The sequence below is a fragment of the Variovorax atrisoli 110B genome (assembly GCF_000382045.1).
Taxonomy (GTDB): Bacteria; Pseudomonadota; Gammaproteobacteria; order Burkholderiales; family Burkholderiaceae_C; genus Variovorax; species Variovorax atrisoli.
Map to the genome: position 1 here is coordinate 328,934 of NZ_KB907453.1, position 26,131 is coordinate 355,064.

The 26,131-nt window shown below is 68.6% G+C and carries 30 protein-coding genes; 9 read left to right on the top strand and 21 right to left on the bottom strand.

The annotated features are described in order from the left end of the window. Positions 1-71 precede the first annotated feature (71 nt). Genes G369_RS0115435 through G369_RS0115450 form a run of 4 tightly spaced genes read right to left on the bottom strand, consistent with a single transcriptional unit; the run spans position 72 to position 2,397 of the window. The gene (locus G369_RS0115435) at positions 72-506 is read right to left on the bottom strand and encodes a hypothetical protein (RefSeq protein ID WP_019654910.1); all 435 of its coding nucleotides are present in this window, start codon (positions 504-506) and stop codon (positions 72-74) included. 36 nt (positions 507-542) lie between these two features. After that, positions 543-824, bottom strand: a complete 282-nt coding sequence (locus G369_RS0115440; protein WP_019654911.1) for a hypothetical protein — start codon at positions 822-824, stop codon at positions 543-545. Beyond that, the gene (locus tag G369_RS0115445; RefSeq protein ID WP_019654912.1) at positions 821-1,813 is read right to left on the bottom strand and encodes a glycerophosphodiester phosphodiesterase; all 993 of its coding nucleotides are present in this window, start codon (positions 1,811-1,813) and stop codon (positions 821-823) included. Before G369_RS0115445 ends, G369_RS0115440 begins: the two co-directional genes overlap by 4 nt. Beyond that, on the bottom strand, positions 1,810-2,397 hold the full coding sequence (locus G369_RS0115450; protein WP_020723085.1) for a DUF1439 domain-containing protein: 588 nt from the start codon (positions 2,395-2,397) through the stop codon (positions 1,810-1,812). The genes G369_RS0115445 and G369_RS0115450 overlap by 4 nt, the downstream gene beginning before the upstream one ends. Positions 2,398-2,763: 366 nt before the next feature. Between G369_RS0115450 and G369_RS35825 the strand changes: the two genes are divergently transcribed. Further along, complete coding sequence (locus tag G369_RS35825; RefSeq protein ID WP_019654914.1) at positions 2,764-4,179, top strand: ArnT family glycosyltransferase; 1,416 nt, start codon at positions 2,764-2,766, stop codon at positions 4,177-4,179. A 6-nt stretch (positions 4,180-4,185) separates the two neighbouring features. Here G369_RS35825 and G369_RS0115460 read toward each other — a convergent pair whose 3' ends face one another. From G369_RS0115460 to G369_RS0115510, 11 genes are all read right to left on the bottom strand, one after another. Beyond that, entirely contained in the window at positions 4,186-4,677 is a 492-nt protein-coding gene (locus G369_RS0115460; RefSeq protein WP_019654915.1) for a GNAT family N-acetyltransferase, read from the bottom strand. Between the two features lie 28 nt (positions 4,678-4,705). Beyond that, on the bottom strand, positions 4,706-5,200 hold the full coding sequence (locus tag G369_RS0115465) for a P-loop nucleotide/nucleoside kinase family protein (protein ID WP_019654916.1): 495 nt from the start codon (positions 5,198-5,200) through the stop codon (positions 4,706-4,708). Positions 5,201-5,392: 192 nt separating this feature from the next. Beyond that, positions 5,393-6,181 carry an amino acid ABC transporter ATP-binding protein gene (locus G369_RS0115470; RefSeq protein WP_019654917.1) on the bottom strand — a complete coding sequence of 263 codons (789 nt, stop codon included), beginning with the start codon at positions 6,179-6,181 and terminating at the stop codon, positions 5,393-5,395. Beyond that, complete coding sequence (locus G369_RS0115475; RefSeq protein WP_019654918.1) at positions 6,165-6,818, bottom strand: amino acid ABC transporter permease; 654 nt, start codon at positions 6,816-6,818, stop codon at positions 6,165-6,167. Before G369_RS0115475 ends, G369_RS0115470 begins: the two co-directional genes overlap by 17 nt. Before the next feature lie 24 nt (positions 6,819-6,842). Continuing rightward, positions 6,843-7,505, bottom strand: coding sequence for an amino acid ABC transporter permease (locus tag G369_RS0115480; RefSeq protein ID WP_019654919.1), 663 nt, complete (start codon positions 7,503-7,505; stop codon positions 6,843-6,845). A gap of 119 nt (positions 7,506-7,624) precedes the next feature. Further along, on the bottom strand, positions 7,625-8,425 hold the full coding sequence (locus G369_RS0115485) for a transporter substrate-binding domain-containing protein (RefSeq protein WP_019654920.1): 801 nt from the start codon (positions 8,423-8,425) through the stop codon (positions 7,625-7,627). Continuing rightward, positions 8,422-9,192, bottom strand: a complete 771-nt coding sequence (locus tag G369_RS0115490; protein WP_020723086.1) for a GntR family transcriptional regulator — start codon at positions 9,190-9,192, stop codon at positions 8,422-8,424. The genes G369_RS0115485 and G369_RS0115490 overlap by 4 nt, the downstream gene beginning before the upstream one ends. Before the next feature lie 99 nt (positions 9,193-9,291). Next, positions 9,292-10,632: an MFS transporter gene (locus tag G369_RS0115495; RefSeq protein WP_019654922.1), complete on the bottom strand. Its 1,341-nt coding sequence runs from the start codon at positions 10,630-10,632 to the stop codon at positions 9,292-9,294. 30 nt (positions 10,633-10,662) lie between these two features. Then, positions 10,663-11,736 carry an MBL fold metallo-hydrolase gene (locus tag G369_RS0115500; RefSeq protein WP_019654923.1) on the bottom strand — a complete coding sequence of 358 codons (1,074 nt, stop codon included), beginning with the start codon at positions 11,734-11,736 and terminating at the stop codon, positions 10,663-10,665. Positions 11,737-11,786: 50 nt separating this feature from the next. Beyond that, a complete protein-coding gene (locus tag G369_RS0115505; protein ID WP_019654924.1) occupies positions 11,787-12,560 on the bottom strand; it encodes an SDR family NAD(P)-dependent oxidoreductase in 774 nt (257 codons plus the stop codon). Continuing rightward, positions 12,557-13,084: an ester cyclase gene (locus G369_RS0115510; RefSeq protein WP_019654925.1), complete on the bottom strand. Its 528-nt coding sequence runs from the start codon at positions 13,082-13,084 to the stop codon at positions 12,557-12,559. Before G369_RS0115510 ends, G369_RS0115505 begins: the two co-directional genes overlap by 4 nt. Before the next feature lie 141 nt (positions 13,085-13,225). Between G369_RS0115510 and G369_RS0115515 the strand changes: the two genes are divergently transcribed. Then, positions 13,226-13,957 carry a Crp/Fnr family transcriptional regulator gene (locus tag G369_RS0115515; RefSeq protein ID WP_038114761.1) on the top strand — a complete coding sequence of 244 codons (732 nt, stop codon included), beginning with the start codon at positions 13,226-13,228 and terminating at the stop codon, positions 13,955-13,957. Positions 13,958-13,975: 18 nt separating this feature from the next. Here G369_RS0115515 and G369_RS0115520 read toward each other — a convergent pair whose 3' ends face one another. Next, entirely contained in the window at positions 13,976-14,944 is a 969-nt protein-coding gene (locus G369_RS0115520) for a Bug family tripartite tricarboxylate transporter substrate binding protein (protein WP_019654927.1), read from the bottom strand. A 45-nt stretch (positions 14,945-14,989) separates the two neighbouring features. After that, positions 14,990-15,430 carry an OsmC family protein gene (locus G369_RS0115525; protein ID WP_019654928.1) on the bottom strand — a complete coding sequence of 147 codons (441 nt, stop codon included), beginning with the start codon at positions 15,428-15,430 and terminating at the stop codon, positions 14,990-14,992. Between the two features lie 254 nt (positions 15,431-15,684). Between G369_RS0115525 and G369_RS0115530 the strand changes: the two genes are divergently transcribed. After that, positions 15,685-17,382 (top strand): long-chain fatty acid--CoA ligase, encoded by a 1,698-nt coding sequence (locus G369_RS0115530; protein WP_019654929.1) that lies wholly within the window; start codon positions 15,685-15,687, stop codon positions 17,380-17,382. Positions 17,383-17,412: 30 nt separating this feature from the next. Here G369_RS0115530 and G369_RS0115535 read toward each other — a convergent pair whose 3' ends face one another. After that, on the bottom strand, positions 17,413-17,895 hold the full coding sequence (locus G369_RS0115535) for a tetratricopeptide repeat protein (RefSeq protein WP_019654930.1): 483 nt from the start codon (positions 17,893-17,895) through the stop codon (positions 17,413-17,415). A gap of 147 nt (positions 17,896-18,042) precedes the next feature. On the opposite strand from G369_RS0115535, the gene G369_RS0115540 reads away from it, so the two are divergent. Further along, positions 18,043-18,600, top strand: a complete 558-nt coding sequence (locus G369_RS0115540; protein WP_019654931.1) for a thermonuclease family protein — start codon at positions 18,043-18,045, stop codon at positions 18,598-18,600. Between the two features lie 81 nt (positions 18,601-18,681). Here the strand turns inward: G369_RS0115540 and G369_RS0115545 are convergent, their stop codons facing one another. Continuing rightward, positions 18,682-18,930 (bottom strand): hypothetical protein, encoded by a 249-nt coding sequence (locus G369_RS0115545; protein ID WP_019654932.1) that lies wholly within the window; start codon positions 18,928-18,930, stop codon positions 18,682-18,684. Between the two features lie 12 nt (positions 18,931-18,942). Then, positions 18,943-20,289 (bottom strand): NAD(P)/FAD-dependent oxidoreductase, encoded by a 1,347-nt coding sequence (locus G369_RS0115550; RefSeq protein ID WP_019654933.1) that lies wholly within the window; start codon positions 20,287-20,289, stop codon positions 18,943-18,945. A 179-nt stretch (positions 20,290-20,468) separates the two neighbouring features. On the opposite strand from G369_RS0115550, the gene egtB reads away from it, so the two are divergent. The 5 genes from egtB (at position 20,469) to G369_RS0115575 (ending at position 25,325) form a co-directional block, all read left to right on the top strand. Beyond that, entirely contained in the window at positions 20,469-21,725 is a 1,257-nt protein-coding gene (gene egtB, locus G369_RS0115555) for an ergothioneine biosynthesis protein EgtB (RefSeq protein WP_019654934.1), read from the top strand. Between the two features lie 2 nt (positions 21,726-21,727). Then, complete coding sequence (egtD, locus tag G369_RS0115560; RefSeq protein ID WP_019654935.1) at positions 21,728-22,747, top strand: L-histidine N(alpha)-methyltransferase; 1,020 nt, start codon at positions 21,728-21,730, stop codon at positions 22,745-22,747. 970 nt (positions 22,748-23,717) lie between these two features. Next, positions 23,718-24,002 carry a DUF427 domain-containing protein gene (locus G369_RS0115565; protein WP_019654936.1) on the top strand — a complete coding sequence of 95 codons (285 nt, stop codon included), beginning with the start codon at positions 23,718-23,720 and terminating at the stop codon, positions 24,000-24,002. Beyond that, positions 23,999-24,754, top strand: coding sequence for a 2OG-Fe dioxygenase family protein (locus tag G369_RS0115570; protein ID WP_019654937.1), 756 nt, complete (start codon positions 23,999-24,001; stop codon positions 24,752-24,754). The genes G369_RS0115565 and G369_RS0115570 overlap by 4 nt, the downstream gene beginning before the upstream one ends. 130 nt (positions 24,755-24,884) lie before the next feature. Continuing rightward, a complete protein-coding gene (locus G369_RS0115575) occupies positions 24,885-25,325 on the top strand; it encodes a universal stress protein (protein WP_007833935.1) in 441 nt (146 codons plus the stop codon). A gap of 85 nt (positions 25,326-25,410) precedes the next feature. Here the strand turns inward: G369_RS0115575 and G369_RS0115580 are convergent, their stop codons facing one another. Next, on the bottom strand, positions 25,411-26,061 hold the full coding sequence (locus tag G369_RS0115580) for an RluA family pseudouridine synthase (protein ID WP_019654938.1): 651 nt from the start codon (positions 26,059-26,061) through the stop codon (positions 25,411-25,413). Between the last annotated feature and the right edge of the window lie 70 nt (positions 26,062-26,131).

The window sequence follows — 26,131 nt, forward strand, 5'->3', positions numbered from 1 at the left end:
CCATGAGCAATACGACGGACGCCGCGAGCCGTATCAACGGGCTCACTGCGGACGGACTACGGGCAGGGAGATCAGGAAATGGGCGGCTTCAGGCCCTGGACGGGCTCCGCGCTGACGAAGCGGGCCGCGTGCGCCGGGGGCGACGCCTGGGGCGCGCCGTGGACGATGGCGACAAGGGGCATGCCGCCGAGCGCGACCGTGTGGCAGACCTGGCAGGCGACGCAGGTGCCGCAGCCCTGGTGGTCGCCGTGGCTGGTGGTGCCGGAGCCGCCGTCGTCATGGCTGCTGCCGTGGGCGGACATGTCCATGGCCATCGCCATGTCGCCGCCGCCCGCATCCGCGTCCATTGCCTCGTGGCAGTGGGCTTCGGCCGCAGCGGAAGCCACGGTCGCGGCTTCCATGGCCGCCGGCAGCGAGTGGCGCACCATCTCGACCGCCATCGCGTCGCCCAGCCAGCCGCGCACGGGCAGCAGGACGATCATGATGGCGAGCAGCAGGGTGCGCATGAGGCGGGATGATAAACCGGCCAAACGGCGCGCCGGTCAAGAGACCAGCTGGCCTCGGGCCTTGTCGACCCACACCTGCAGGTTGTCGAGCAGGTCCTTCTGGCTGAACGAACAGCTTTCCTCGCTGAAGAGCGCACTCGATTCGAGCCGGTCGAGCAGCCCCAGCAGCACCTCGCCGTAGCGCGGGGGCAGGGCGCCCAGCAATTCGGTGCTGGCGCGGGCCTCGTCCGACAGCGTGGTGACGGGGCCGCCCTGGCTGTCGCGCAGGGCCGCGACGCGCGCGGCGACGTTGTCGAGTTGCTGCAGCGCGGCGCTCACGACGCGTTCCTTCCGGGCGGCGGCAGCGAGAGGCCGCGTTCGCGCATCAGGTCGCGCAGGATGTCGGGGTAGTCGGTGATGATGCCGTCGGCGCCCCAGTCCATCAGCCGCTGCATGTCTGCGCGCTGGTTCACCGTCCAGGGCAGCACCTTCAGGCCGAGCTTGTGCGCCTCGCGGATGACCTCGGGCGTGAGGTCGGCGAAGGCCGGCGACCAGACCACCGGCCCCGGCGCGTTGGCCGATGCGGCCCGGACCATCTGCGGCACCGAGGCGAAGCTGGCGGCATCGAGGCCGTCGGTCCAGCGGCTGTCCTTCAGCGTGCGCGGCGTGGTGAGGTAGGCGCGCGGCATCTGCGGCGCGAGCTTGCCGACCAGCGTGAGCGTGCGCCAGTCGAAGCTCTGGATGGTCACACGCCCGGCCATGTTCGCCTTGTCGATCTCGGCGAGCAGCGCGCGCACCATCGGTTCGGGCGCGGCGGTCTCGTCGGGCTTCGAGGGGTCGATCTTGGTCTCGATGTTGAAGCGGACCGTGGCCGCCTCGGCGCCGCGCGCCTGCACCTGTGCGAAGAGCGAGGCCAGCGTGGGGATGCGCTCGCCGTCGCGCGGAATCTGCAACGCGAACTGCTTGCCGTAGTTGCTCGCCGGGTTGATGCGGCCCACGTCGTAGGTCTGCAGCTGCGCCAGCGTGAGCGTGCGGATGGGTGCGCCGCTCCTGGGCGCGAGCCATGCGCCGCTCGCATCGCGCGTGTGGTCGGGGTTGAGCGAGGTGTCGTGCGAGATCACCACCACGCCGTCGGAAGTGAGCCCGATGTCCAGCTCCAGCGTGGTGACGCCCATGTCGACGGCGTTGGAGAAGGCGGCCAGCGTGTTCTCGGGTGCCAGCCCGCGTCCGCCGCGATGCGCCTCGAGGTCGAAATGCTGCGTGGCCGTGGGCATGATGGCCGTGCAGCCGGCAAGGACCAGCACCGAAGCCAGAAGGGTGTATTTCATTTGAGCTGTACCTTGATCCCGTTGTCCTGCACCGTGATGTCGCCGATCTCGTAGGTCTTGCGCCCGACCGTGAGTTCGTCGGCCGTGAAGCTGCGCAGCACCTGCCCCTGAAGCAGTTCCTGCGCGACCACCGCGCCCACCTTCTGCAGCCGCTCGGCGTCGCGGCCCTCGATGCCCTGCAGCTCGAGCCGCTCGGCCTTGGGCTGGTCCAGCCGCAGGGCGCGTGCCGTGGCGTCGTACTTCAGCGCGCTGCTGACCGACACCACGCCCTGCACCGGCGAGGCTGCCAGCAGCGGGCTCGCGATGGTCAGCGTGGCGGTGATGGCCGCACGGTTGGCCCTCGAATCCAGCCCCAGCTGCGGATCACGCAGGCCGACCATGAAGATCTCGGCGTAGCGCTCGGCCACCGGAAAGCGTTTGGCGATCTGCGCCTGCAGCTCGTCGCGGCTGGCGGTGTATTCGCTGGTGAAGAAATTGAAGCCGGCCAGCGCGGCGAAGGGCGCCTGCAGGACCGCGGCGCCCAGCAGCGCGTGCAGCACCCGGCGACGGGAGCTGGTGGAAGGAAGCACGGGACGGAAGTTCATAGCCGTGGGAGCTTGCCACAGGCGCGCAGGGTTCCCTGGACCCGGCTTCTGTGGCGCCGAATTTTCAAACTACATGTAAATTTTTCCATCCCGAAAGTAAAGTTATGTAGTGCGAAATGGTTATATTCGGCGGGCGCACCAGGCACGCATTCCTGCGACGACAGGAATGCCACCCATGCGAGCGACGGGAGCAGGCGTTGGCGCCGGCTCTTTCCACTCTCATACGGATGCTTTTTCATGCTGCTTCAACCCGATGGCACCGGGGATGCTTCGGTGCGCGCGGCCGGCCCTGCCGTACGCGACGATGCGCCATCGCCGATTGCCCGGCCACGCGGCAATTCCCACTTTGCGTCCGCGATGGCTTGGATGGCGCTCTGGGCCGTCACATGGCTGTGCGTGCTTTCGGCCTTGCACCTGACGCCGCCGACGGATTCCGTCGAGCAGCTCACCTGGGTCCGCTCCATCGAGTGGGGCTACCACAAGCACCCGCCGCTGCCCACGATGATGATCTGGCCGCTGGTGCAGCTCTTCGGCATCCACGAATGGGTGGTGAGCGCCGCCGGCGCGCTGGTGATCTGCGGCGCGCTCGTGATCTCGTGGCGGCTCGTGCGCGAGCTGGCGGGCAGCCATTTCGCGGCGCTGGCCATGCTGGGTTCGCTGAACATCACCTACTACAGCGGCCGCCTCGACTTCTACAACCACAACACGGTGCTGCTCCTCTTCGTGGCGGCGTCTGCGTGGTTCTGCTGGCGCGCCTTCGCGGACCGCTCGCGCGTCGCCTGGCTTGCGCTGGGGCTCATGCTCGGCCTCGGGGCGCTGGCCAAGTACCAGGTTGCGCTGGCGGCTCTGAGCGTGATCGCCTTCTGGCTCACGCAGCGCGGCTGGCGCGACCCGCTGCACCTGCGCGGTCTGCTGGGCGCCGCGGCCGTCGCCTTCGCGGTGTTCGCACCGCATCTCTGGTGGCTGGTGACGCACGACTTCCTGCCGCTGCGCTACGCCCGCCACACGTCGCTGGGCGCCGCGATGACGTGCGCGCAGCGCACCGCCCATGCACTGCTTTGGCTGGCCGACCAGCTCAACAGGTTGAGCCCGGCGCTGCTGCTGGCTGCGGGCCTGCTGTGGAAGACGAGGAGCGCCGCCGCACCCGCGTCGCGGCAAACCGGGACGCCGCCACCTGAGGTCGGCCCCGACGCGCGGGCATTCCTTTTCATCTGGGGCCTGTTGCCGCTGACGGTCATCGTGCTGATCGGCCTGGCCACCGGGGCCGACCTCCAGTTCCAGTGGGGCACTGCGTTCATGTCCTTCACCTGTGCGGCGCTGATGCTGCTGCTGCCGATGGGCCGCTGGCATCGCATCGAGCGCCGTGACGCGACCACGGGTTTCCTGGCGGTGCAGATCCTGCTGTTCGCGCTGACCTGGGTGATGTCGCCGATGAGCGGACTGGGCCTGTCCAAGAGCAAGTCCGCAGGCTTCCGCTCGGAGCACTTCGCTGCGCGCATCGGTCCGCCGGCGCGCGTCGTGCTGGGCGGGCCTGTCATGATCGTCGGCGGTTCCTCGCGCATCGCGAGCGCCATCGCGCTGAGGCTGCCCGAGCGGCCGCTGGTGCTGCTCGAAGGCGACCTGGTCGCAAGCCCATGGGTGTCGGTTGCGCAGGTCGAGCGCCACGGCGTGCTGTGGGTGGGCGACGAGCATTCGCTGCCGCCGCCGCCCGGCCTCGAGCGGCACTGGGTGACCGGCAAGCTCTGGTGGGCCGTGCAGTTGCCCAGGCCCGACGCTGACTGAGCCGGCTCAGGCGCAGGGAACGCGCAATTCGTAGCGGGCGAAGGCCCGTTCGCCCTTGTGGATCACGCTGTGCAGTGAAAAGCCGAAGCGCTCGTACAGCGAGCGCAGCGGCGCCCGGTCGGCCACGCAGTCCAGCCGCAGGAAGGGGCGGCCGAGCCCTGCGGTGCGTTCGCGTGCGAATTCCAGGAGCCGTATCGAAACCCCGCGCCCCGCCCAGGCCCGGCTGACTGCGAGCTTGTGCACGTAGAGCGATGTGCCGGTCTCCATCTCGGGCCAGAAGCCCGGGTCATCGAGGTCGATCCGCATCACGCCCGCCACCTCGCCGCCTTCGCGGGCGATGAAGTAGCCGCCGGCATCGGTGTCGCGCTGCACGCGCTCCAGCCCGACGTCGGCCTCCGACCACAGCGGCCGGCCCTCGCCGGCGATCCATTGGGCGGCTTCGCTGAGGACGGCCGCGACGGTGGCGGCCTCGGAGGGCCTGGCTTGTTCGATCTGCATCGGGGGCAGAGCATAGCGGCGCGTCGGCTCAGGCGTGCCGCTCCACGTCGAAGCCTTCTTCCGGCGAAGGCGCCGCGAAGTGGCTGCTGATCAGCTCGAACTGCTCGTCCGTCGTCTCGAAGGGATGCGTGCCGCTCGCGTTGCGCGCCCGCAGGCGCTGTCTGCAGACCTCGTCGGGTACGTCGAGAAAGTGCAGCCTGTGCGCCGCGCCGGCCGCCTCGAAGATGCCGCGCATCCACCGGCGGCCGGCCACCGTGTTGGCCGGAAAGTCGAGCACGACCGACACGCCGGCCCTGAGCAGGCCGGCCACGTGGTCCGCCATGGCCTGCTTGAGCCGGCCCGCGCAGCGCACGTAGTCGGGCAGTTCGTGGATCTCGCCGGGGTACAGCGCCGCCAGCCAGACGTCTTCGCTGATCAGCACGGTGGCGGGCGCTTCGGCGAGCTGCCGCATGAGCGTGGACTTGCCGGCGCCGATCTTGCCGCAGACGATGTGGAGCACGGGGCGGGGGAGTGGCGGTGTCATCTCGATCTCCTGAAGGCTTGAAGAGAAGAGCCCCAGGAAACGAAAAACCCGCCTCCTGGGGCGGGTTGCATGGCGTGTACCTGATGTGTCGTTCGAAGTGCCGCGCGCTAACCCACCGTCTTACGGATGGGTCGAATAATGGAGGCGGTACGCAGGCAGGCCATGGGCAGAGGATAACCGCAGGGCTCCGGCTCAGTCGTGCAGCGAGGACAGGAACTGCTTGAGCTCCGCCGTCTGCGGATTGCCGAAGAGCTCCGCCGGCGGCCCCATCTCGTGCACGCGGCCCTGGTGCATGAAGATCACGCGGTCGCTGACCTTGCGCGCGAAGTTCATCTCGTGCGTGACCATGAGGAGCGTCATGCCCTCGTCGGCCAGCGACTCCACCACGCGCAGCACCTCGCCGACCAGCTCGGGGTCGAGGGCGGAAGTGATCTCGTCGCACAGCAGCACGGCCGGCTCCATCGCCAGCGCGCGGGCGATGGCCACGCGCTGCTGCTGGCCGCCCGAGAGCTGGTCAGGCATGGCGTCGAACTTCTCGGCCAGGCCCACGCGTGCGAGCAGCTTGCGGGCCTGCGAGGCGGCTTCGAGGCTGGTGCGCTTCTTGACCAGCGTGGGCGCGAGCATCACGTTGCGGCCCACCGACAGGTGCGGAAACAGGTTGAAGCTCTGGAAGATCATGCCCACGCGCTGGCGCAGCTCGCGCATGGCCATGGCGCTCTCGTGCAGCAGCGGCTTGCCGTCCACCGTGAGCGAGCCTTCCTGGAATACCTCCAGGCCGTTGACGCAGCGCAGCAGCGTGCTCTTGCCCGAGCCGCTCTTGCCGATGATGGCGATCACCTCGCCGCGCTTCACGTCGAGGTCGATGCCCTTGAGCACCTCGTTGGTGCCGTAGGACTTGCGCAGCGCCGTGATGCGCACGATGGGCGAGCCCACCGAGGTGGCGGGCGTCTGTTGTTGCGAAGGGTCAAGCACGGCGGCCATGGGATTTCCTCTCGAGGTTCTTGGCGTACAGGCTCACCGGGAAGCACAGCACGAAATAAAGCAGGGCCACGCAGCTGAACACCACGAAGGGCTTGAAGGTGGCGTTCGAAATCATGCTGCCGGCCTTGGTGAGTTCGACGAAACCGATCACCGACGCGAGCGCGGTGCCCTTGATGACCTGCACCAGGAAGCCCACCGTGGGCGCGATGGCGATCTTCACCGCCTGCGGCAGGATCACGTGGCGCAGTTGCTCGCCGAAGCTCAAGGCGAGGCTGCCCGACGCCTCCCACTGCCCCTTGGGGATCGATGCCACGCAGCCGCGCCAGATCTCGGTGAGGAAGGCGCTGGTGTAGAGCGTGAGCGCCACGCTGGCAGCGGTCCACGCCGACACGTCCACGCCGAAGAGCGCGATGCCGAAGTAGGCCAGGAAGAGCTGCATCAGCAGCGGCGTGCCCTGGAAGAGCTGCACGTAGAGGCCCACGGCCCGGCCGATCGCCTTGCCGCCGCGCAGCCGCAGGAACAGCAGCAGCGCGCCCACGATGCCGCCGCCGATGAAGGCGATGAGCGAGAGCACGACAGTCCAGCGCAGTGCCAGCAGCAGGTTGCGCAGGATGTCCCAGAGAGAAAAATCAGCCATGTCGGGGTGCTTTCGCTTGGTTGCTCAGCGGCCGAAGAAGAACTTCGGCCCGGCCCAGTCGAGCAGCCGCCGCAGCGCCACCGACAGCGCCAGGTAGATCAGCGTGGCAACGATGAAGGCCTCGAAGGCGCGGAAGTTGCGGCTCTGGATGAGGTTGGCCGCGTAGCTCAGTTCCTCGGTGGAGATCTGCCCGCACACCGCCGAGCCCAGCATCACGATGACGATCTGGCTCACCATCGCGGGCCATACCTTCTTGAGCGCCGGCGGCAGCACCACGCGCAGGAACACCTGCGAGCGGCTCAGCGCCAGGCTCACTGCCGCCTCGATCTGCCCCTTGGGCGTGGCCTCGATGCCGGCGCGGATGATCTCGGTGGAGTAGGCCCCCAGGTTCAGCACCATCGCGATCACCGAGGCCACTTCCGGCGTGAGCTTTACGCCCGCCGCCGGCAGCCCGAAGAAGATGAAGAACAGCTGCACGATGAAGGGCGTGTTGCGGATCAGCTCCACGTAGGTGCCCACGATGGCGCGCAGCCACTTCGGGCCGTCGGCGCGCGCCCACGCGCAGAAGGTGCCCACGATCATGCCCAGCACGGTGCCGACCGCGGTCAGGCCGATGGTCCATGCAACGCCCCGCAGCAGCAGCGGCCATTCGGAGAGCACCGCGCCGAAATCAAACTCGATGTTCATAAGTCAGTCTTCCCTTCGTGGAACGCCGCGGAACCGGCGTTGCCGGGCCGCAGGCGTCGCCCCCGGCGAGGGGGTGTGCGCAGCGACACGAAGTGCGCGAAGCATGTGGGAGTACTTGTTCAGACCGGCAGGTCGCCGGCAGCCTTGCCCAGCCACTTCTTCGACAGGGCGTCCAGCGTGCCGTCCTTCTTGGCGGCGGCGATGATCTCGTTGACCTTGGTCTTCAGCGCGGTCTCGCCCTTGGCGACGCCGACGAAGCAGGGACTGTCCTTGAGCAGCAGCTTGAACTCGGCACTGACCTTCGGGTTCTTGGCGAGCATGTCGCCCGCGACGGCGGCGCTGGTCGCGATGGTCTGCGTCTGGCCGGCCACGAAGGCGGCGATGGTCGCGTTGTTGTCCTCGAAGCGGCGGTAGTCGACGTTCGGCGGCGCCACCTTGTTCAGCTCCTGGTCTTCCATCGCGCCGCGCGTCACGGCCACGGTCTTGCCGGCCATGTCGGCGAAGCTGGTGAGCTTCATGCTCTTGGGGGCGTACACGGCCTGGAAGAAGGGCGCGTAGGCCGACGAGAAGTCGATCACCTTCTCGCGCTCGGGGTTCTTGCCCAGCGTGGAGATCACGAGGTCGGCCTTCCTGGTCTGCAGGTACGGGATGCGGTTGGCGCTGGTCACGGGCACCAGCTCGACCTTCACGCCGAGCTTGGAGGCGATGAGCTCGGCCATCTCCACGTCGAGGCCCTGCGGCTTCATGTTCTTGTCGACCGAGCCGTAGGGCGGGTAGTCGGTGGGCACGGCGATCTTGATGGTCTTGGCCTTGAGCACGTTGTCCAGCGCGTTCTGGGCGTGCGCGGCGCCGGCCGAGGCCAGCATGGCGGCGGAAGCGAGCGCCAGGGCGATGCGGCGTTTGGAAGCAGAGAAGGTCATAGCAGGGCTCCTAGGTAAGTCGAAGAATCGGAATCGGGCGGCGCGCCGGGCTTGCGGCGCCTGCCCTTGGGCGTTGCGGGGGCAGTGGCGGCGGTGTTGTGCAGCGGCGCCAGCGCGTCGCGCAGCTGCGCCAGCGGATCGGAGGGGGCCTGCACGCGCAGGGCCGACTGCACGGTGCCGATGTGCTCGGCCATCAGCGCCTCGGCGGCGGCGTGGTCGCCGCGCTCCAGCGCCGCGACGATGCGCACGTGGTCCTCGCAGGACTGCACCGCGTCGTGCGTGGACTGGTAGAGCATCGCGATCAGGGTGGTGCGCGCCGTGTAGTCGCGCAGCGTGTCGGCCAGCAGCGTGTTGCCCAGGCACTCGGCCAGGCAGACGTGGAAATCGCCCAGCAGGAAGCTGCGGTTGCCGACGTCGCTCTCTTTCAGTGCGGCCTTTTCACGCTGCAGGTGCGCCTTGAGCTGGCGCAGGGCGGTCTTCTCGATCTTGCCCACGCTGCGGATGAGCCCCAGCTCGATCACGCGCCGCGCCTCGAAGGCCTCGCGCGCCTCGTCCTGCGAAGGCTCGATGACGAACCAGCCGCGCCGCGCGCTCACGGTGACGATGCCGCGCGCCGCCAGCCGCGTGAGCGCCTCGCGCACGATGGTGCGGCTGCAGTCGAACAGCATCGCCAGCTGCTGCTCGCCCAGGCGAGAGCCCGGCGCGAGCTTCTGCGCCATCACCGCCTCGACGATGCGTGCACTGATTTCGGATGCGGAGATGGCCATATGCCTGCATACCAGCAGCTTCTGTGCCAACTGGTATGCAAGATTTGCGCACCTGAATGGAGCATGCCTCCGGTCGGGAGGCCGGCGCGGTGCGCCGATTCAGTGCCGGGGGCGCCCCAGCGCGCTGGCAGGCAGTGCCACAAGCATGAGCAATGCCGAGAGCACCAGCGCCCCGCTCAGCACGTAGAGGCTGGCGGTGAAGCCGCCCGTGAGCTGCTTGAGCCAGCCCACCATCATCGGCGCCACCAGCCCCGCGCTGCCGCCGATGGTGCTGATGAGCGCAATGCCCGCGGCCGCTGCGCTCTTCGACATGAAGTTGCCCGGCACAGCCCACAGCACGGTGAACGCCGCCGAGATGCCCATGGCCGCCAGCGCGAGGCAGAGCACGGCGGCGATCGCGTCGTGCATGAAGAACGTGGTCAGCGCCAGCCCGGCCGCACCCGCGACCGCGCTGAGCGCGAAGTGCCAGCGCCGCTCCTTGCTGCGGTCGGAGTGCCGGCCCACCACGATGTTGGCCGCGATGCCCGCCATCGCCGGGATCACCGAATAGAAGCCGATCTGCAGCACGCTCAGCCCCATCGACTTGAGGATCGTGGGCTGCCAGAACGACAGCGCGTAGATGCCCAGGATGATGAGGAACGACATGAAGCCGATCAGCCAGACCCGGCCGTCGCGCATCGCCGCGCCGAAGGTGTGGCGCTCGGCGGCGCCGTGCGCGGCCTGGTCTTCGGCCAGCAGGCGGGCCACGCGCTGCTTCTCGGCGGCGCTGAGCCAGGCCGCCTGCGCCGGACTGTTCGACAGCCAGCAGAAGGCCGCGATGCCCAGCAGCACGCTCGGCAGCCCCTCCAGCAGGAAGAGCCACTGCCAGCCGCGCAGCGACAGCGCGCCGTCGAGGTACGTCATCGTGAGCCCCGCGATCGGTCCGGCCACGATGGGTGCCGCGCCGAAGGCCATGAAGAAGAGGGCCGTGGCCTGCGCGCGGCGGTGCGAAGGGAACCACAGCGTCAGGTAGAACAGCACGCCCGGCGCGAAGCCGGCCTCGAACACGCCGATGAGAAAGCGCAGCACGTAGAACTGCGCGGGCGTGGTCGCGAACATCATCGCCGCCGAGGCCAGCCCCCACAGGCCCATGATGCGCAGCAGCGTGGCGCGCACGCCGATCTTCGCGAGCATCAGGTTGCTCGGAATCTCGAACACCGCGTAGCCGATGAAGAAGATGCCGGCGCCCAGGCCGAACACCGCGTCGCTGAAGCCGAGCTGCTCCTTCATCTGCAGCTGTGCGTAGCCCACGTTGGTGCGGTCCAGGTAGTTCAGCACGTAGCAGGCGCACAGCAGCGGCATCAGGCGCCAGGTGATCCTGCGGAAGAGGGCGGCGTCCTCGCGCGCATCGGCGTCCGCCTGGGATTGCGCTTGCGCCCCGGCCAGGGTGGCTGTGTTCATCGTCTGTCTCCTCGTTGTCGAATCGTTCGGTCAGGCCTTCACCGGCGTTCCGAAGCTGGTCTCGCCCCAGAGGAAGCTGGCTGGCGCCCCCGGAAAGAGCCAGTGCGGCGTGCATTCGGCCGACGGCACCACGTTGCTGAAGCCGTGCGCTGCCGAGCTGCCTGCAAGCGTCTTCTCCAGCACCATCGACAGGTACTGGTCGTTGCTGCTTTCCTGCGTGTTGCCGTTGAGGATCACCTCCGCGCCGGTGGCCTGCGCGTAGCGGCGGATGCCGTTGTGCCGCGACCGCAGCGGCGCCCAGCTGTCGGCCGCCACGCCGTTCTCGCTGCTCACCCGCAGGCCGTCGCCCGTGCGGTAGACCAGAGAATGGTTGCCTTCGGTATGGCCCGGCGTGTGCACCAGCGCCAGACCGCGGCCGAGCTGGATGCTGCCGTCGAAAGCGACGATTCTTTCGGCCGGGATGCCGTCGAGCCCGTGCGGGCAGTACCACTCGGCCTGCACCGGCATCAGGCCCTGCACGCTCGCGAGCTCCTGGCGATGCACCAGCAGCCTGGCGTTGGGCAGCAGGCCCGGCGTGGCGCCGCTGCCCAGCCACCGGCGCAGGTCCTGCGTGTGCAGGTGGTCGTAGGTGATGTAGTCGACCTGTTCCGGCGCGATGCCGCAGCTCGCCAGCGCCTGCGGCACGGTCCGGTAGACCGGCGCGATCGCCTTGTGCAGGAACTTCGGCGTCTGCTCGGCCAGGCGCTTGAAGTAGGGCGTCTCGTTGCCGGCCTCGAAGTCCGCCGGCGTGAACAGCAGCGTGCGCAGCCGGCCCTCGAAGTCGTCGTACTGGACGACCACCGTGCGCGCCAGCAGATGCACCATGTGCGGCTTGATCAGCTGCTGCGAATAGACGCCCGTGAAGGCGAACCACGCCGGGTACGGAATGCGCAGCAGGTCGAAGCTGCGCGCGAAGCGCACCGGCGGCGCGTCGAGCAGGCGCTCGCGCAGGCCTTCGGCGGCGCGGCGGATGGCGCGCAGGCGGTCCTGCGGCATGGCAGCGTCGCGCGCGCCGTCGAAATCCGCCAGCTGTGCGAAGCCCGAGGGTTCGGGGTCTCTGGTCATGGGGTCTCCTTGTCAGCCTTCGAGGGAAGCGAAGCGAAATGAGCGGGCGCTCAGTACGTCGAGCGCCCGCCCGAGATGTCGAACACCGCGCCGGTGCTGAAGGAACAGTCGTCCGACGCGAGCCATGCCGCCATGGCGGCCACCTCGTCGACCTCGACGAAGCGCGCCATCGGCACGCGCGAGAGCAGGGCGGTGCGCAGCTGCTCGCGGTGTTCGGCCGGAACGGCGGCGAACACCTCGGTGTCTGCCGCCGAGGGCGTGATGCAGTTCACCAGCACGCCGGACGAGGCCAGTTCCTTGCCCAGCGACTTGGTGAGCGCGATGAGACCGGCCTTCGAGGCGGAGTACGCGGCGTTGAAGCCGTTGCCCTCCTTGCCTGCGACCGAGGCGATGTTGACGATGCGGCCGCGCCGCTGCGCGAGCATCGCCGGTGCCACTGCCCGGCAGCACAGCCATGCCCCCGTGAGGTTGACGTCGAGCACGTTGCGCCACTGCGCGGGCGTGTGCTCCCAGGCCGGCACCGTCGGCCCCAGCACCCCGGCGTTGTTGACGAGGACGTCGATGCCGCCGAAGCGCTCCTGCGACTGCGCGGCCGCGCGGGCGATCTGGTCTTCCTCACGCACGTCGACGACCGCCGACGCGGCTTTGCCGAACGGCGCGAGCGTCTCCATGGCATGGGCGAGCGCCAGCGCGTCGAGGTCCCACAGCGCGACGCTTGCACCGGCCGCGAGGTAGCGCCGCGCGATCGCCAGCCCGATGCCGCGCGCGCCGCCGGTCACGATGGCATGCCGGCCCGCGAGCGCATCGCCGCGCAGCGCGTTCATGCCGTGGCCGTCTCTGCTGCCGCTGCCGCGCGTGCGGCGGCCGGCTGGCCCAGAAGCCCGCCCACCAGTGCGCCGACCTGCTCCGCCGGCACGCCCGCCAGCAGCTGCCGCAGCATCGTGAGCGTGTCGAAGTACACGCGCTCGCACACCAGCCGGTCGCCCTCGAAGATGAAGAAGGCGTTCATGCGGCAGCGGAAGCTGTTGCCGGTGGGAGGCAGGCCCTTGAGCGGCCCCTTGTGCGTGCCCAGCAGCCAGAACTCGACGATCACCGAGTCGTCGGCGTGGCGCAGCTGGATGATCTCGTGGCGCTGGTCGGGAAAGGCGCGGCGCGTGTCGATGTAGTACTGGCGCACCTGGGCGATGCCGTCGTGCACCTCGCCGCTGGGAACCAGCTCGTAGTGCGGATGCGGGAAGGTGCCGAGCACGGCGTCGAAGTCCTGCCGGGTCTCGTCGGCGAAGTGGTCGAGCACGAGGCGCTCGCGGCGGGCCTGGAGTTCGGTGCGTGGGGTGTCGTCTTTGCTCATCGGGTGTGCTCCATGTGACAGGAATGGCTGCTGACATCGGGTTGGCGCGAATGCGCCGGCCCGGGCTCGCTGCGTACTATCGGCACGCCCCTGAAACAAGACTGTCCGGTGTTGGCAATCGACGCTACGGACAAACCCGCGATGCCACGCACGCTCCCTTCATCCTCCGACACGGCCCCGGACGCGCAGCCATCGCCGGTGCACAACGGCGACATGCGACTGGCCGAGGACGTGCAGCGGCGGCTGCTCGAAGTGGCGCACCGGCGTACGCTGGCGCGCGGCGAATCGCTCTTCCACAAGGGCTCGTCGCCGGACGCTCTATTCGGCGTGGTGGCCGGCTCGCTGCGCGTGAGCGTGGTGGCGCCGGGCGGGCGCGAGGCGGTGATCGCAATGCTCGAACCCGGCCACTGGTTCGGCGAGGTGTCGCTGCTGGTGGGGCGCGAGCGCGTCTACGACACCTGCGCGGTCGACACCACCGAGATGGCGGTGGTCGCGGCGGCGGACTTCCATCGGCTGGTGGCCGAGCATCCCGACGTGCACATGGCCTTCACCCGGCTGGTGTGCCTGCGGCTGCGCCAGGCGCTGGCGTGGATCGACGACGTGATCCTGATGCCGCTGCCGGTGCGGCTCGCGCACCGCCTGCTCACGCTGGACGCGCGCGCGGAGGGCGCGGATGAGGGCACGGGCAAGGGCGGCGGCGCGCTGCTGGGCGTGTCGCAGGAAGACCTGTCGTTCATGCTCGGCGTGTCGCGCCAGAGCGTGAACCGGCAGCTCAAGCTGTGGGAGGAGGACGGCACGCTGCGCGTGCGCTACCGCGCGATCGAGCTGCTGGACCGCGCACGGCTCGAGCGGCACGCGGCCACGCCGCCCTGAGCGGCGTTCTGCGCGGGATCAGTCCATCCGCGCGCCGGATGCCTTCACTGCCTTCTCCCAGCGCGGTGTTTCCGTCGCGAGGAAGCGCGCGAAATCCTCGCTGCCAAGGAAGGCCGGGTCGGCGCCCTGGCTCACCATGCGTTCGCGCACTTCGGGGTTGCTGAGCACCTGCCTGAAGGCGTCGCTCAGCTTGGCGACCACGTCTTTCGGCGTGTCCTTCGGCGCGAGGAAGCCGTAGAAGCCCACCACCTCGAAGCCCTTGACGCCCGACTCGATCACGGTCGGGATGTCGGGCAGGGCGGGGTTGCGCTCGCGGCTGGTCACGGCCAGGGCGCGCACCTTGCCCTGCTTGTGGTAGTTGGCCGCCTGCGGGATCGACTCGGCCATGAACTGGACCTGCCCGCCCATCAGGTCGGTGAAGGCCGGGGCGCTGCCTCGGTAGGGGATGTGCACCATGAAGATGCCGGTGGCGGTCTTGAACATCTCCGGCACCAGGTGGCTGATGCCGCCGTTGCCGGCCGAGCCGTAGTTGACCTGGCCGGGCCGCGCCTTGGCGTAGTCGATGAACTGCTTCAGGTTCTGCACCGGCAGCTTGGGCGTGACCAAGAGGGCCAGCGGCTGCATCGCGGTGCGCGCGATGGGCACGAAGTCGCGCTGCGTGTTGTAGGGCAGCTTGCTGTAGAGCGCGCCGTTGATCACCGCCACGCCCGTATTGGCCAGCATCAGCGTGTAGCCGTCGGCCGGGCTCTTGGCGACCGCGTCGGCACCCACCGAGCCGCCCGCGCCGGGCTTGTAGTCGACGATCAGCGGCTGGCCCAGCACGGCCTGCAGCTTGTCGGTCAGCAGGCGCGCATGCTGGTCGAGGGGGCCGCCGGCGGGAAAGCCGATGACGATCTTGATCGGCTTGTCGGGAAAGGCGGCCATCGCCGCCGTGGCGCCGAGGCCGAGGGAAAGGACCGCGAGTGCGGTCCGGATGGGCTTGTTCATGATCCGTCTCCTGTTTTTGTGAGGAGACGATCATAGGCAGACCGCTCAGCCGGCCAGCGTGGCCTTCAGCGTGATCTCGGGCACGCTCGCCAGCGCCTTCGACAGCGGGCAGCCGGCCTTGGCGGCGGCCGCGATCTGCTGGAACTTCGCCTCGTCGAGGTTGGGCACGCTGGCGTCTAGTTCGAGCGCGATGCGGTCGATCTTGAAGCCGTCGCCGTCCTTGGCCAGCCGCACGGCCGCGCGGGTGTCGATCTTCGTGGCCGCCAGGCCTTCCCGCTCCAGCGCGAAGGCGAAGGCCATCGTGAAGCAGGCGGCATGCGCGGCGCCGACGATTTCCTCGGGGTTGGTGCCGCGCTTGTCGTCCTCGAAGCGGCTGGCGAAGCCGTAGGGGTAGTCCTTGAGGGCGCCGGTCTCGGTGCTGACCAGGCCCTTGCCGGTCTTGCCGGCGCCTTCCCAGTGAACGCTCGCGTGCTTTTCTGCTGCCATGGAAGCTCCTTCGGTGGGTGAGTGGGTGGACGGGAGGGGAAAGGAAAAGAGAACAGCCCGCAGGTATCGCGCGGAAGGCGGCGCCTGTCTGTAGTCGCAGAGCGCATCCGGCAGGAGCCGGGCATGTGAGAAAAAATGGCGTCACCTAGGCGACGCCCCCGGGGGCTTCCCCGATGCGAGCGGCGGACGTGGCGGCTTAGGCTGGCGGGAATCCACCTTCCCGCCCTCTCGTCCATCCCCCGCCCGTGCCCACCATGGAACAACGCCCGCATTACAAGTTCTGGCCCAAGCGCCTCCCGCACTCGATCACCGTCCCCGCCACCTCGCTCTGGCACAACCTCGCCACCTCGGCCGCACGCTACCCCGACAAGCCTGCGCTGGTGTTCTTCGGCCGCGTGACCAGCTACCGCGAGTTCGCCGCGCAGGTCGACCGGCTGGCCGGCACGCTGCACGCGCTGGGCGTGAAGCGCGGCGACCGCGTGATCCTGGACATGCAGAACTGCCCGCAACTGGTGATCGCGCATTTCGCGATCCTGCGCGCCAACGCGGTGGTGGTGCCGGTCAACCCGATGAACCGGGCCGAGGAGCTCAAGCACTACATCACCGACCCCGACGCCAAGGTGGCCCTCATCACCGGCGACCTGGCGCCCGAGCTGGCCAAGGCCAGCAACTCGCTGCCGCCCGAGCAGCGGCTGGACCACATGATCGTGACCCAGTTCACCGACGCCTTCGACGCCGAAGCCTCGGGCGACGACGCCCCGGCGCCCGCCTGGAAGGAGTGGCTCACCACGCGCCACCCGCTGCCCGCGCTCGATGGCGGCAAGGTCATCGCCTGGACCGACGCGCTCGAGGCCGGCCACCCGCCGCCCGAGCACGTGGTGGGCGCCAACGACATGGCGCTGCTGCCCTACACCAGCGGCACCACCGGCCTGCCCAAGGGCTGCATCCACAACCACTCCAGCCTGATGCACAACGCCGTCTCAGGCCAGATGTGGGGCTGCTCGACCTCCGAGACGGTTGTGCTCGCGGTGGTGCCGATGTTCCACATCACCGGCGTGGTGAGCATGATGCACACCGCCATCCTCGCGGCGGCCACGCTGATCATCATGCCGCGCTGGGACCGCGACGTGGCCGGCCGGCTCATCTCGCGCTGGAAGGTCACGGCCTGGACCAACATCCCGACGATGGTCATCGACCTGATGGCCAGCCCCAACTTCAAGGACTACGACCTGTCGAGCATGACCTACATCGGCGGCGGCGGCGCCGCCATGCCCCAGGCCGTGGCGCAGCGCCTCTTCGAGCAGTACGGCCTGAAGTACCAGGAGGGCTACGGCCTCACCGAGACCGCCGCACCCTCGCACACCAACCCGCTGGACAACCCCAAGCAGCAGTGCCTGGGCATCCCGTTCATGAGCACCGATGCGCGCGTGGTCGACCCCGACACGCTCAAGGAAATGCCCATCGGCGAATCGGGCGAGATCATCATCCACGGCCCCGAGGTGTTCCAGGGCTACTGGAAGCGGCCCGACGCCACCGCGGCGGCCTTCGTCGAGTTCGAGGGCAAGCGCTTCTTCCGCTCGGGCGACATGGGCCGCATGGACGAGGACGGCTACTTCTTCATCACCGACCGCCTCAAGCGCATGATCAACGCGAGCGGCTTCAAGGTGTGGCCCGCCGAGGTCGAGCTGCTCATGTTCCGCCACCCGGCGATCCAGGAAGCCTGCGTGATCTCGACCAAGGACGACTACCGCGGCGAATCCGTCAAGGCCGTGGTGGTGCTGCGCCCCACGCACAAGGACACCACCGAGCAGCAGATCATCGACTGGTGCCGCGAGAACATGGCCGTCTACAAGATCCCGCGCAAGGTGCAGTTCGTCGACGCGCTGCCCAAGAGCGGGAGCGGGAAGGTCATGTGGCGCCTGCTGCAGGAGGCGGAGAGCGAGGCGAAGTGAATCCGGCTGAAAGGGTGGGCACTTGACCGGTCAGTGCCCGAGCCCCAGCGACTTCAGCAGCTTCCCGGCTTCTTCCCTCCCGTTCGGCGTCACCTGAGGCGCCGCCATCGCCTTCGTCAGGTAGTCGACGACCTTGCGGTGGTTCTTGTGCGGGCCTTCCCACAGGAAGAGGCGTCCCAGCTCAAGTGCCGCGTCGCCGTCGCCCGCGGCGTAGGCGCGCTCGAACCAGTAGCGGGCCCAGCGGAAGTTGCCTTCGTCGCGATAGCAGATGGCGAGGTTGGCGCAGCCTGCGATGTCGCCGGCCCTGGCGGCCTTGCGGTACCACTGGCGGGCGGCGGTGCTGTCCTGCTTCACGCCGATGCCGTGGTCGAGGAAGTAGCCGACGCTGTTGAGCGCGTGGGTCTCGCCGGCGACGGCGGCCTTGAGGAACAGCGACAGCGCCTTCTTGTGCGCGCCTGCATCCCATGCGTCGTTGGCGGCGGAAAACCAGTCGTCCCGGGTGGGTTCCTGCATGTGCGGGGTCTCCTTCGAAGCGCGGTTCGGGTAAGAACGCGAGAAAGAAAGGAAAAAAACTGTGTCCCGAATTGTTCCGGTGCGCGGATCACTTAGCCTCGACCGGACCGGCCATTCTGCCTATCTCCTGGTCTTTCCGGCTTCTTCATGCACTTTCGCGCGCTGCCTTCCTGTCTTCTTTCTCTGCTTCTTCTTGCCTTTCCCCACCTTTCCCAGGCTGCACCACGCAACTGCCTCGTCGTCGGCATCAGCGACGGCGACACGCTCACCGCGCGCTGCGGGCGCATCGGCGCCTATGAGCGCGTGAAGGTGCGCATCGCGGCCATCGACGCTCCCGAGAAGGCCCAGCCCTACGGTCAGCGCAGCAGGCAGGCGCTCAGCGGCATCTGCTTCGGCGAACAGGCGCTCATCACCGAGGTCGACACCGACCGCTACGGCCGCACCGTGGCCGACGTGAGCTGCAATGGCGAGGACGCCGGCAGCCGAATGGTGTCCGAAGGGTGGGCCTGGGTGTACGACTACAACCACCTCGCCACCAGGCGCGGCGGAGGCCTGTTCAAGCTGCAGGAGCGCGCGCAGGCACGCCGCGCCGGCCTATGGGCCGATCCGCAGCCGACGCCGCCGTGGGAGTGGCGCAAGCACCAGCGCGAGGAACAACAGGCGCAGCCGCACTGGGGCGGCGGCCGGTGGGGAGGGCTCTTCTGAGCCTGTGAGTTCCGGCTCCGGTGGGGCGGGGCGCTCTCAGGGCGAATCGACGGTCGTGGCCCCGCTCGAATCTCGATTCCCCTAGCAACTGCCCAAGCAGCGCAGCCCGGGCACGATGAGGCCCGCTGCGAAGCTGATCGCGCAGAAAACCAGCAGGATCAGCGCCGCCATCTTCAGCCCCTCGGCGCTCCATCGCGGCGCGAAGCTGCTGAAGAGGAAGCCCGAGGCGAAGGTTCCTTCGAGCCGCTCGGCGCCGCCCCAGCGCAGCACCCAGAGGCACAACAGCGCCTCGGCGGCATGCGCGGCGAGCCAGATGAACAGCGAGAGCATCGCGGCTCGTTCTCAGGACTCGCTCTTGCCCTGCACGTCGGCCACCACGCGCGCATTGCGCTGGAAGCTCCAGTAGGCGCTCGCCCAATCCATCATCACCACGATGCGGTTGCGGAAGCCGATCAGGAAGTAGGCGTGCGCGAACAGCCAGAAAAGCCACGCGAGCCGGCCGCTGAAGCGCAGAGGGCCGAAGGGCGTGCCCAGGTCGACCACGGCCGAGTTGCGGCCGATGGTGGCGAGGTTGCCGTAGTCGGCGTAGCGGAACGGCACCGTAGGCCGGCCCGCGATGCGGCGCAGGATGTTGGCGGCGGCCGCGCGCCCCGCCTGCTTGGCGCCGGGTGACACGCCGGGCACGGGCTTGGGCGGCTTGCCGGGGGCATAGCTCATGGCGGCGGCGAGGTCGCCGACCACGCTGATCTCGGGGTGCCCCGCGAGGCTCAGGTCCGGCTCGACCTTGATGCGGCCCGCGCGGTCGCATTCGACGCCGGTGGCTGCGCCCAGCATCCGTCCCAGCGGCGAGGCCGCCACGCCCGCGGCCCACACCACGCAGCTGCTATCGATACGGTAGCTCTGGACCGGTGCACCGTCAGCACCGCCGCCGGTCTGCACTTCGAGCCCGGCGTTGTCGATGGCGGTGACCCGGGCGTTCAGGCGCACCTCGACGCCGAGCTTCTGCAACTGCTCCAGCGCCTTGACGCTCAGCGACTCGGGCATGGCCTGCAGCACGCGCGGCCCACCTTCGATCAGCAGCACCTGGGCGCTGGCCGGATCGATGTGGCGGAACTCGCCCGACAGCGTGTGCTTGGCGATCTCGGCCAGCGTGCCGGCCATCTCGACGCCGGTGGGCCCGGCGCCGATCACCACGAAGGTGAGCAATGCACGGCGGCGTTCCAGGTCGGCGGTGATCTCGGCGGTTTCGAACGACAGCAGCACGCGGCGGCGGATCTCGAAGGCATCGGCCAGCGTCTTCAGCCCGGGTGCGGCGGTGGACCACTCGTCATGCCCGAAGTAGCTGTGTGTGGCGCCGGCGGCGACGATCAGGTGGTCGTATGGCACGGTGTCGCCGTTGGCCAGCTGCACCGATCGCGCGGCCGGGTCGATGCCGCTGACCTCTCCCAGCAGCGTCGTGATGTTCTTCTGCCCGCGGAACAACCCGCGCACCGGCGCCGCGATGGAAGGCGCTGCGAGCCCTGCGGTCGCCACCTGGTAGAGCAGCGGCTGGAACAGGTGGTGGTTGGTCTTGTCGATCACCGTCACGTCCACGTCGGCGTCCTGCAGCTTGCGCGCCGCTTCGAGGCCACCGAATCCGCAGCCGACGATGACGACTTTGGGCCTGCCCGAGGGGTTGGTCGTTTGCATGCGTCGGATGATACGCAGCCCTCCTGCACGCACCGGCATCTTGTGCCACAGTGGCGGACTCTCGCGCTCGCCCCAGGGCGGCTTTGCCGAAGTCGCGGCGGCAGGCCTGCGGCGCCTTGTCCTACGTGCCGTCGCGACCCGGATGGGCTACAAATTGCGGCTACCCGACTGGAGATTCCATGACGCTTTCCCGGCCGACCATTCCGGCGGCGGGCGCACTGCGCGACAGATTCCGCGAAGTGCGCGCAACCAGCCTGGCGCTTGCCGCCCCGCTGTCCGCCGAAGACCAGTGCATCCAGTCGATGCCCGATGCCAGCCCCACCAAGTGGCATCTCGCGCACACCACATGGTTCTTCGAGAGCGTGCTGCTGCAGCCGCACGCGGGGGGCTACCGGCCGCTCGATCCGCGCTTCCATTACCTCTTCAACTCGTACTACGAGGCGCTCGGCCCGCGCCATCCGCGCCCGCAGCGCGGCCTGCTCACGCGGCCCTCGCTGGACGAGGTGCATGAATACCGGCGCCACGTCGACGAGGCCGTGCTGGCGCTGCTGGAGGAGGGCGGATTCGACTGGAGCGTGATCGAGCCCATCGTCACGCTCGGGCTGAATCACGAGCAGCAGCATCAGGAGTTGCTGCTCACCGACATCCTGCACGCGTTCTCCTGCAATCCCATGCTGCCGGCCTACAAGCCCGCCGGCGGCCCTGCGCTGCGGCTGGCCGCGGTGCCGCCCGCCATGCGCTGGATCGAACAGCCCGGCGGCATGGTCGAGGTGGGGCACGACGGCAACGGCTTCTCCTTCGACAACGAGACGCCGCGCCATCGGGCGCTGCTGCAGCCCTACGCGATTGCCGACCGGCTCGTGAACTGCGGCGACTACGCCCAGTTCATCGCCGACGGCGGCTACCAGCGGCCCGAGCTGTGGTTGTCCGACGGCTGGGCCGCGGTCCAGGCCAACGGCTGGCGGCACCCCGCCTACTGGCTGGAGCAAGACGATCCGCGGCTGCGCTTTGCCGGCCCCGCTGCCCAGGCGGGCGCGGGCTGGCACGTGTTCGGCCTGCACGGCGTGCGGCCGATGGAGGCCGATGCCCCCGTGTCGCAGCTGAGCTTCTACGAGGCCGCGGCGTACGCCGAATGGGCCGGCGCACGGCTGCCGACCGAGTTCGAGTGGGAAGCCGCGCACGATGCGTCCGGCATCTCGCAGATGACCGGGCATGTCTGGCAATGGACGCGCTCGTCGTACGACCCGTACCCCGGCTTCAGGCCGCTGCCGGGCATCGCCGCCGAATACAACGGCAAGTTCATGGTGGGGCAACTGGTGCTGCGCGGCAGCAGCGTCGCCACGCCGGCCGGGCATGCGCGGCCCAGCTATCGCAACTTCTTCCCGCCGGCGGCGCGCTGGCAGTTCTCGGGGCTGCGGCTCGCGAAAGACCTCTGATCATGCGCAATCCAAGTTCCTCTTCGTCGCTGTCCTTCGTGCCCGCAAAGGACGGCCGGAAGCCGCACGTTTCTTCGCAGGCTGCCGCTGCGGTCGCAACCCCGCTGTCGGAGTTCGGCCGCGAGATGCAGGCCGGGCTCGCGCGCTCGCCGCGCAGCATCTCGCCCAAGTTCTTCTACGACGCCGCAGGCTCGCAGCTCTTCGACCGCATCTGCGAGCTTCCCGAGTACTACCCGACGCGCACGGAGCTGCGCATCCTCGGCGAATGCGCCGCGGAGATCGCGGGGCAGATCGGGCCGAACGCGGAGATCGTCGAGTTCGGCGCCGGGTCGCTGACCAAGGTGCGGCTGCTGCTCGATGCGCTGGAGACGCCGAAGCGCTACCTGCCCATCGACATCTCTGGCGAGCACCTGGAGGCGGCGGCCGAGCGGCTGAAGGCGGACTATCCCGATCTGGCGATCCAGCCCATCGCGGCCGACTACACCATGCCGCTGGTGCTGCCGGCGCCCATGGCCGGCTCCGGCCGCCGCGTCGGGTTCTTCCCGGGCTCGACCATCGGCAACTTCGAGCCGGACGAGGCGCTGGCCTTCTTGCAGCTTGCCGCGCGGATGTTGCGCGGTGGCGGGCTGCTGATCGGGGTCGATCTCGTGAAGGATCCTGCTCGGCTGCATGCTGCATACAACGATGCGCAGGGGGTGACGGCGGAGTTCAACCTCAACCTGCTGCGGCGGGCGAATGCGGAGCTCGATGCCGGCTTCGATCTCGACGGGTTCTCGCATGCGGCGTTCTACAACGCGCCGCATCGGCGGATCGAGATGCATCTTGTGAGTCGGCGGGCGCAGAGTGTTTGCTTGAATGGGCAGGAGTTTGCGTTCGAGGAAGGGGAGACCATTCACACGGAGTACTCGCACAAGTTCACTGTCGAGGGGCTTCGGGCGTTGGCTGTGAGGGCGGGGTTTCGGGCTGGGGCGGTTTGGACTGATCCTGAGAGGCTTTTCAGCGTGCATTGGTTGGCTGCCTAGTGCTGGCCTAGTGCCCTTGTTGCTGTTGTGAGGTGTTTGCTTTCCGGGGCCGGGACTCGCCCCGGCGGGCGACCTACTTTCTTTTGCTTCGCCAAAAGAAGGTAGGCAAAGAAAAGGCGACCCCACTGTCTGCGACCCCTTCGCTTTGCGAAGGGGCAACCTGCGGTGCTCGCGTTTCGCGGGGTCTCGCAGAACTCGCTTCGCTCAAACAGCTGCGAGCCCTGATCCGCGAAACGCTGCGCTCCTCGGCGCAGCCAGAGGGGAGGGGAGACGCACGTGCCTTTGCTTCGCTCGGCCACCAAGGCACAGCAAGCGCTTCGCGCCTGCTGTGCCTTGGAATGAATTGCGGGATCGCTCCGTGTCGCTTCGAGGGGCGCTCGCTGGCGGTACCCAGCGGTGCCGGGAACCCAGAGTCGTCTCGTGCACCGCATCAGCATCTCACCCAAGACAACGAGCCTGAACACAGGCTCGAAATCAATCCGAGGCCCAAATCCCCGGCCGAGCAAAGCGAAGGCCAGCCCAGGCCGTTCCCAAAGCCGAGCGAAGCGATGGCGCGTGTCGCTCCCTTCTGGCTGCGCCGAGGAGCGCAGACGTAGGAGGGACAAGGGCCGCAGCTGTCTGAGCGCAACGCAGTGGAGCGAGTTCTGCGGACCCCTCCTACGTCGAGCACCGCAGGTTGCCCGTAGCGAAGCGAAGGGACGCAGACAGCAGGGTCGCCTTTCTTTTGCCTACGTTTCTTTGGCGAAGCAAAGAAAAGTAGGTCGGCCGCCGGGCCGAGACCCGGCCTCGGGAAGCAACCGTCCAGCAGCATCCAACAGAGGCAAAGCCAACGCAACGCCCGAGCTAAACCAGCCTCCGAAACCACCCCCTCAAACAGGGTAGCTACACCCCCCCAACAAAGCCATCCCCCCACCAGCGGCACAATACCCCTCGAAAAGCGGCACCCGGCCGCCCCCGGAGACCCACCCCCATGAAAGCAACCTGGAACGGCGTAACCATCGCCGAAAGCGACGACACGGTCCTCGTCGAGGGCAACCACTACTTCCCGATGAGCTCGCTCAACCGCGACTTCGTCACCTTCAGCAACCACAAGACCACCTGCCCCTGGAAGGGCACGGCGAGCTACTACTCGCTGCTGGTCAACGGCGAGCTCAGTGCTGACGCCGCCTGGTACTACGCCGATCCGAAGCCCGAAGCCGAAGAGATCCGCGACCGTGTCGCGTTCTGGAAGGACGTGAAGGTCAGCGAGAAGTGACCACGGCTGCATTCACTCCCCCGTTCATTTCGCCTGCCGAGTTGCCCGCCGCGCTGCGCGAGCAGGGCTATGCGGTGCTGAGCCCGCAAGGCGTAAGCGAATGGCTCGGCGTTCCCCTCTCGCAGCTCGATGCGCTGCATGCCGACTGGAACGACCTTCCCCCCGACGAGTACCTGAAGGACGGCGGCCGCTACCGCACCCGCCGCCATGCCTGCTTCACCGTCGAGGCCGACGAAGAGGCCACGCTCGCGCAGGTGCCGCATCGGGCGCACTGGCAGCCGGTCGAATACAACGCGCTGCACGGCGGCATGCAGCGATGGTTCGCGCCGATGCTCGAGGCTACCGTCGCGCAGCCTGTGTGGCAGCGGCTGCTGCAGCAGCTCGGAAGGGCCAGCAGCGAGATGCGCGGCGCGGCGCAGCGCTGGTACGTGGAGGCGCATCAGTTCCGCATCGACACCGCGGGCGGCATCGGACGCCCCACGCCCGAGGGCGCGCACCGGGACGGCGTGGATCTGGTGGCTGTCGCGCTCGTGGGGCGGCACGGCATCAAGGGCGGCGAGACGCGCGTGTTCGAGGCCAACGGGCGTCGCGGCGAGCGCTTCACGATGACCGAGCCGTGGACGCTGCTGCTGCTCGACGACGCGCGCGTGATCCACGAGTCGACGCCGATCCAGCCGCTCGAAGAGGGCGGCGAAGGCTGGCGCGACACGCTGGTGATCACCTGCCGGGCAGAGGGTTTCCAGGGGGATTGAGGCCCTGCAATATCGGGTCTTGCCCTTGCTGGTACGAGTCCTACAGCCCGCGCCGAGCAACAGCGGTTAAATTCGGGGCCCCGGTCCGTCATGGGCCGAGTCTGTCTGCGAACGAAAGCGAGGTCCCGCCATGTTCAATCACATCCTGGTTCCGATCGACGGCTCCGAAACTTCCATGCTCGCCGTCAGCAAGGCCAGCGGCCTCGCGCTGGCCTTCGGTAGCCGCATCACGCTGATCCACGTGATCGACAACTATCCCTTCATCGGCGTGGGCGCGGACTACGCGCTCGGCCAGAACGAATACCTCGCGGCGGCCACTGCCAGTGCCAATGCCGCACTCGCGCGCGGCGTGGCGGCGCTCGCGGCCGAGGGCCTGCACAGCGACCAACGCGTGATCGACGGCCACGTGGTGCACGAAGGCATCGTCGACACGGCCATCGCCATCGCGGCCGACCTGATCGTGATGGGCTCCCACGGCCGCAGCGGCATCGAGAAACTGCTGCTGGGCAGCGTGACGCAGCGCGTGCTGCAGGACGCGAACATGCCTGTGCTGGTCGTCAAGGGCGGCTGAGCGGCAACGGCAACGACGCAACAACGGAAACCGCGGCGTCTGTAGCGGCATCGAGGATCGATCGGGCGATCGGCCGGGCAGGACGTCAGGCGAATCCGGAGGGCCGCTCGAAGCGGAGCTCCTGCCCCGTCACGGGATGCACGAACCCCAGCTCGCTGGCATGCAGCATCAAACGCGGCGCGCGTGACCGCAGTGCAGCATCGCCATACAGCGCATCGCCCAGGATCGGATGGCCGATCGACAGCAGGTGCACCCGCAGCTGATGTGAGCGGCCCGTCAGGGGCTCCAGCAGCACGTGCGTGGAGGCAGGCTCTCCGGCCAGCACCGAAATGGTCTTCCACCGGGTGAGGCTGGGCTTGCCCTCCGGGTCGATCTTCTGCAGGGGGCGGCGCGGCCAGTCGGCCATCAGGGGCGCGTCGATCACCGACCAGTCCTCCCGCAGCGGCATTTGGCCGTCGACAACGGCTTCATAGCGCTTGTGCACCCTGCGTTCGGCGAATCCGGCGCTCAGCGCGCGCTGCATCTCGATGCCTCGCGCCATCACCACCAGCCCGCTGGTGGCCATGTCGAGGCGGTGCACGATGAGTGCGTCGGGCCACTGCCGCATGGCGCGCGCGCTCAGGCAGTCCTGCTTGTCCTCGCCGCGGCCGGGCACGCAGAGCAGGCCGGCGGGCTTGTCGAGCACCAGCAGGTACGGGTCTTCGTGGACGGGTTGCAGCAGCGGCGGGGCGGTCATGGATGCGACCGAGTGTAGACAGGGGCCCGGGCGAGGCTTGCCCGGGCTCACGCCCTGCTCATGCGGGCTC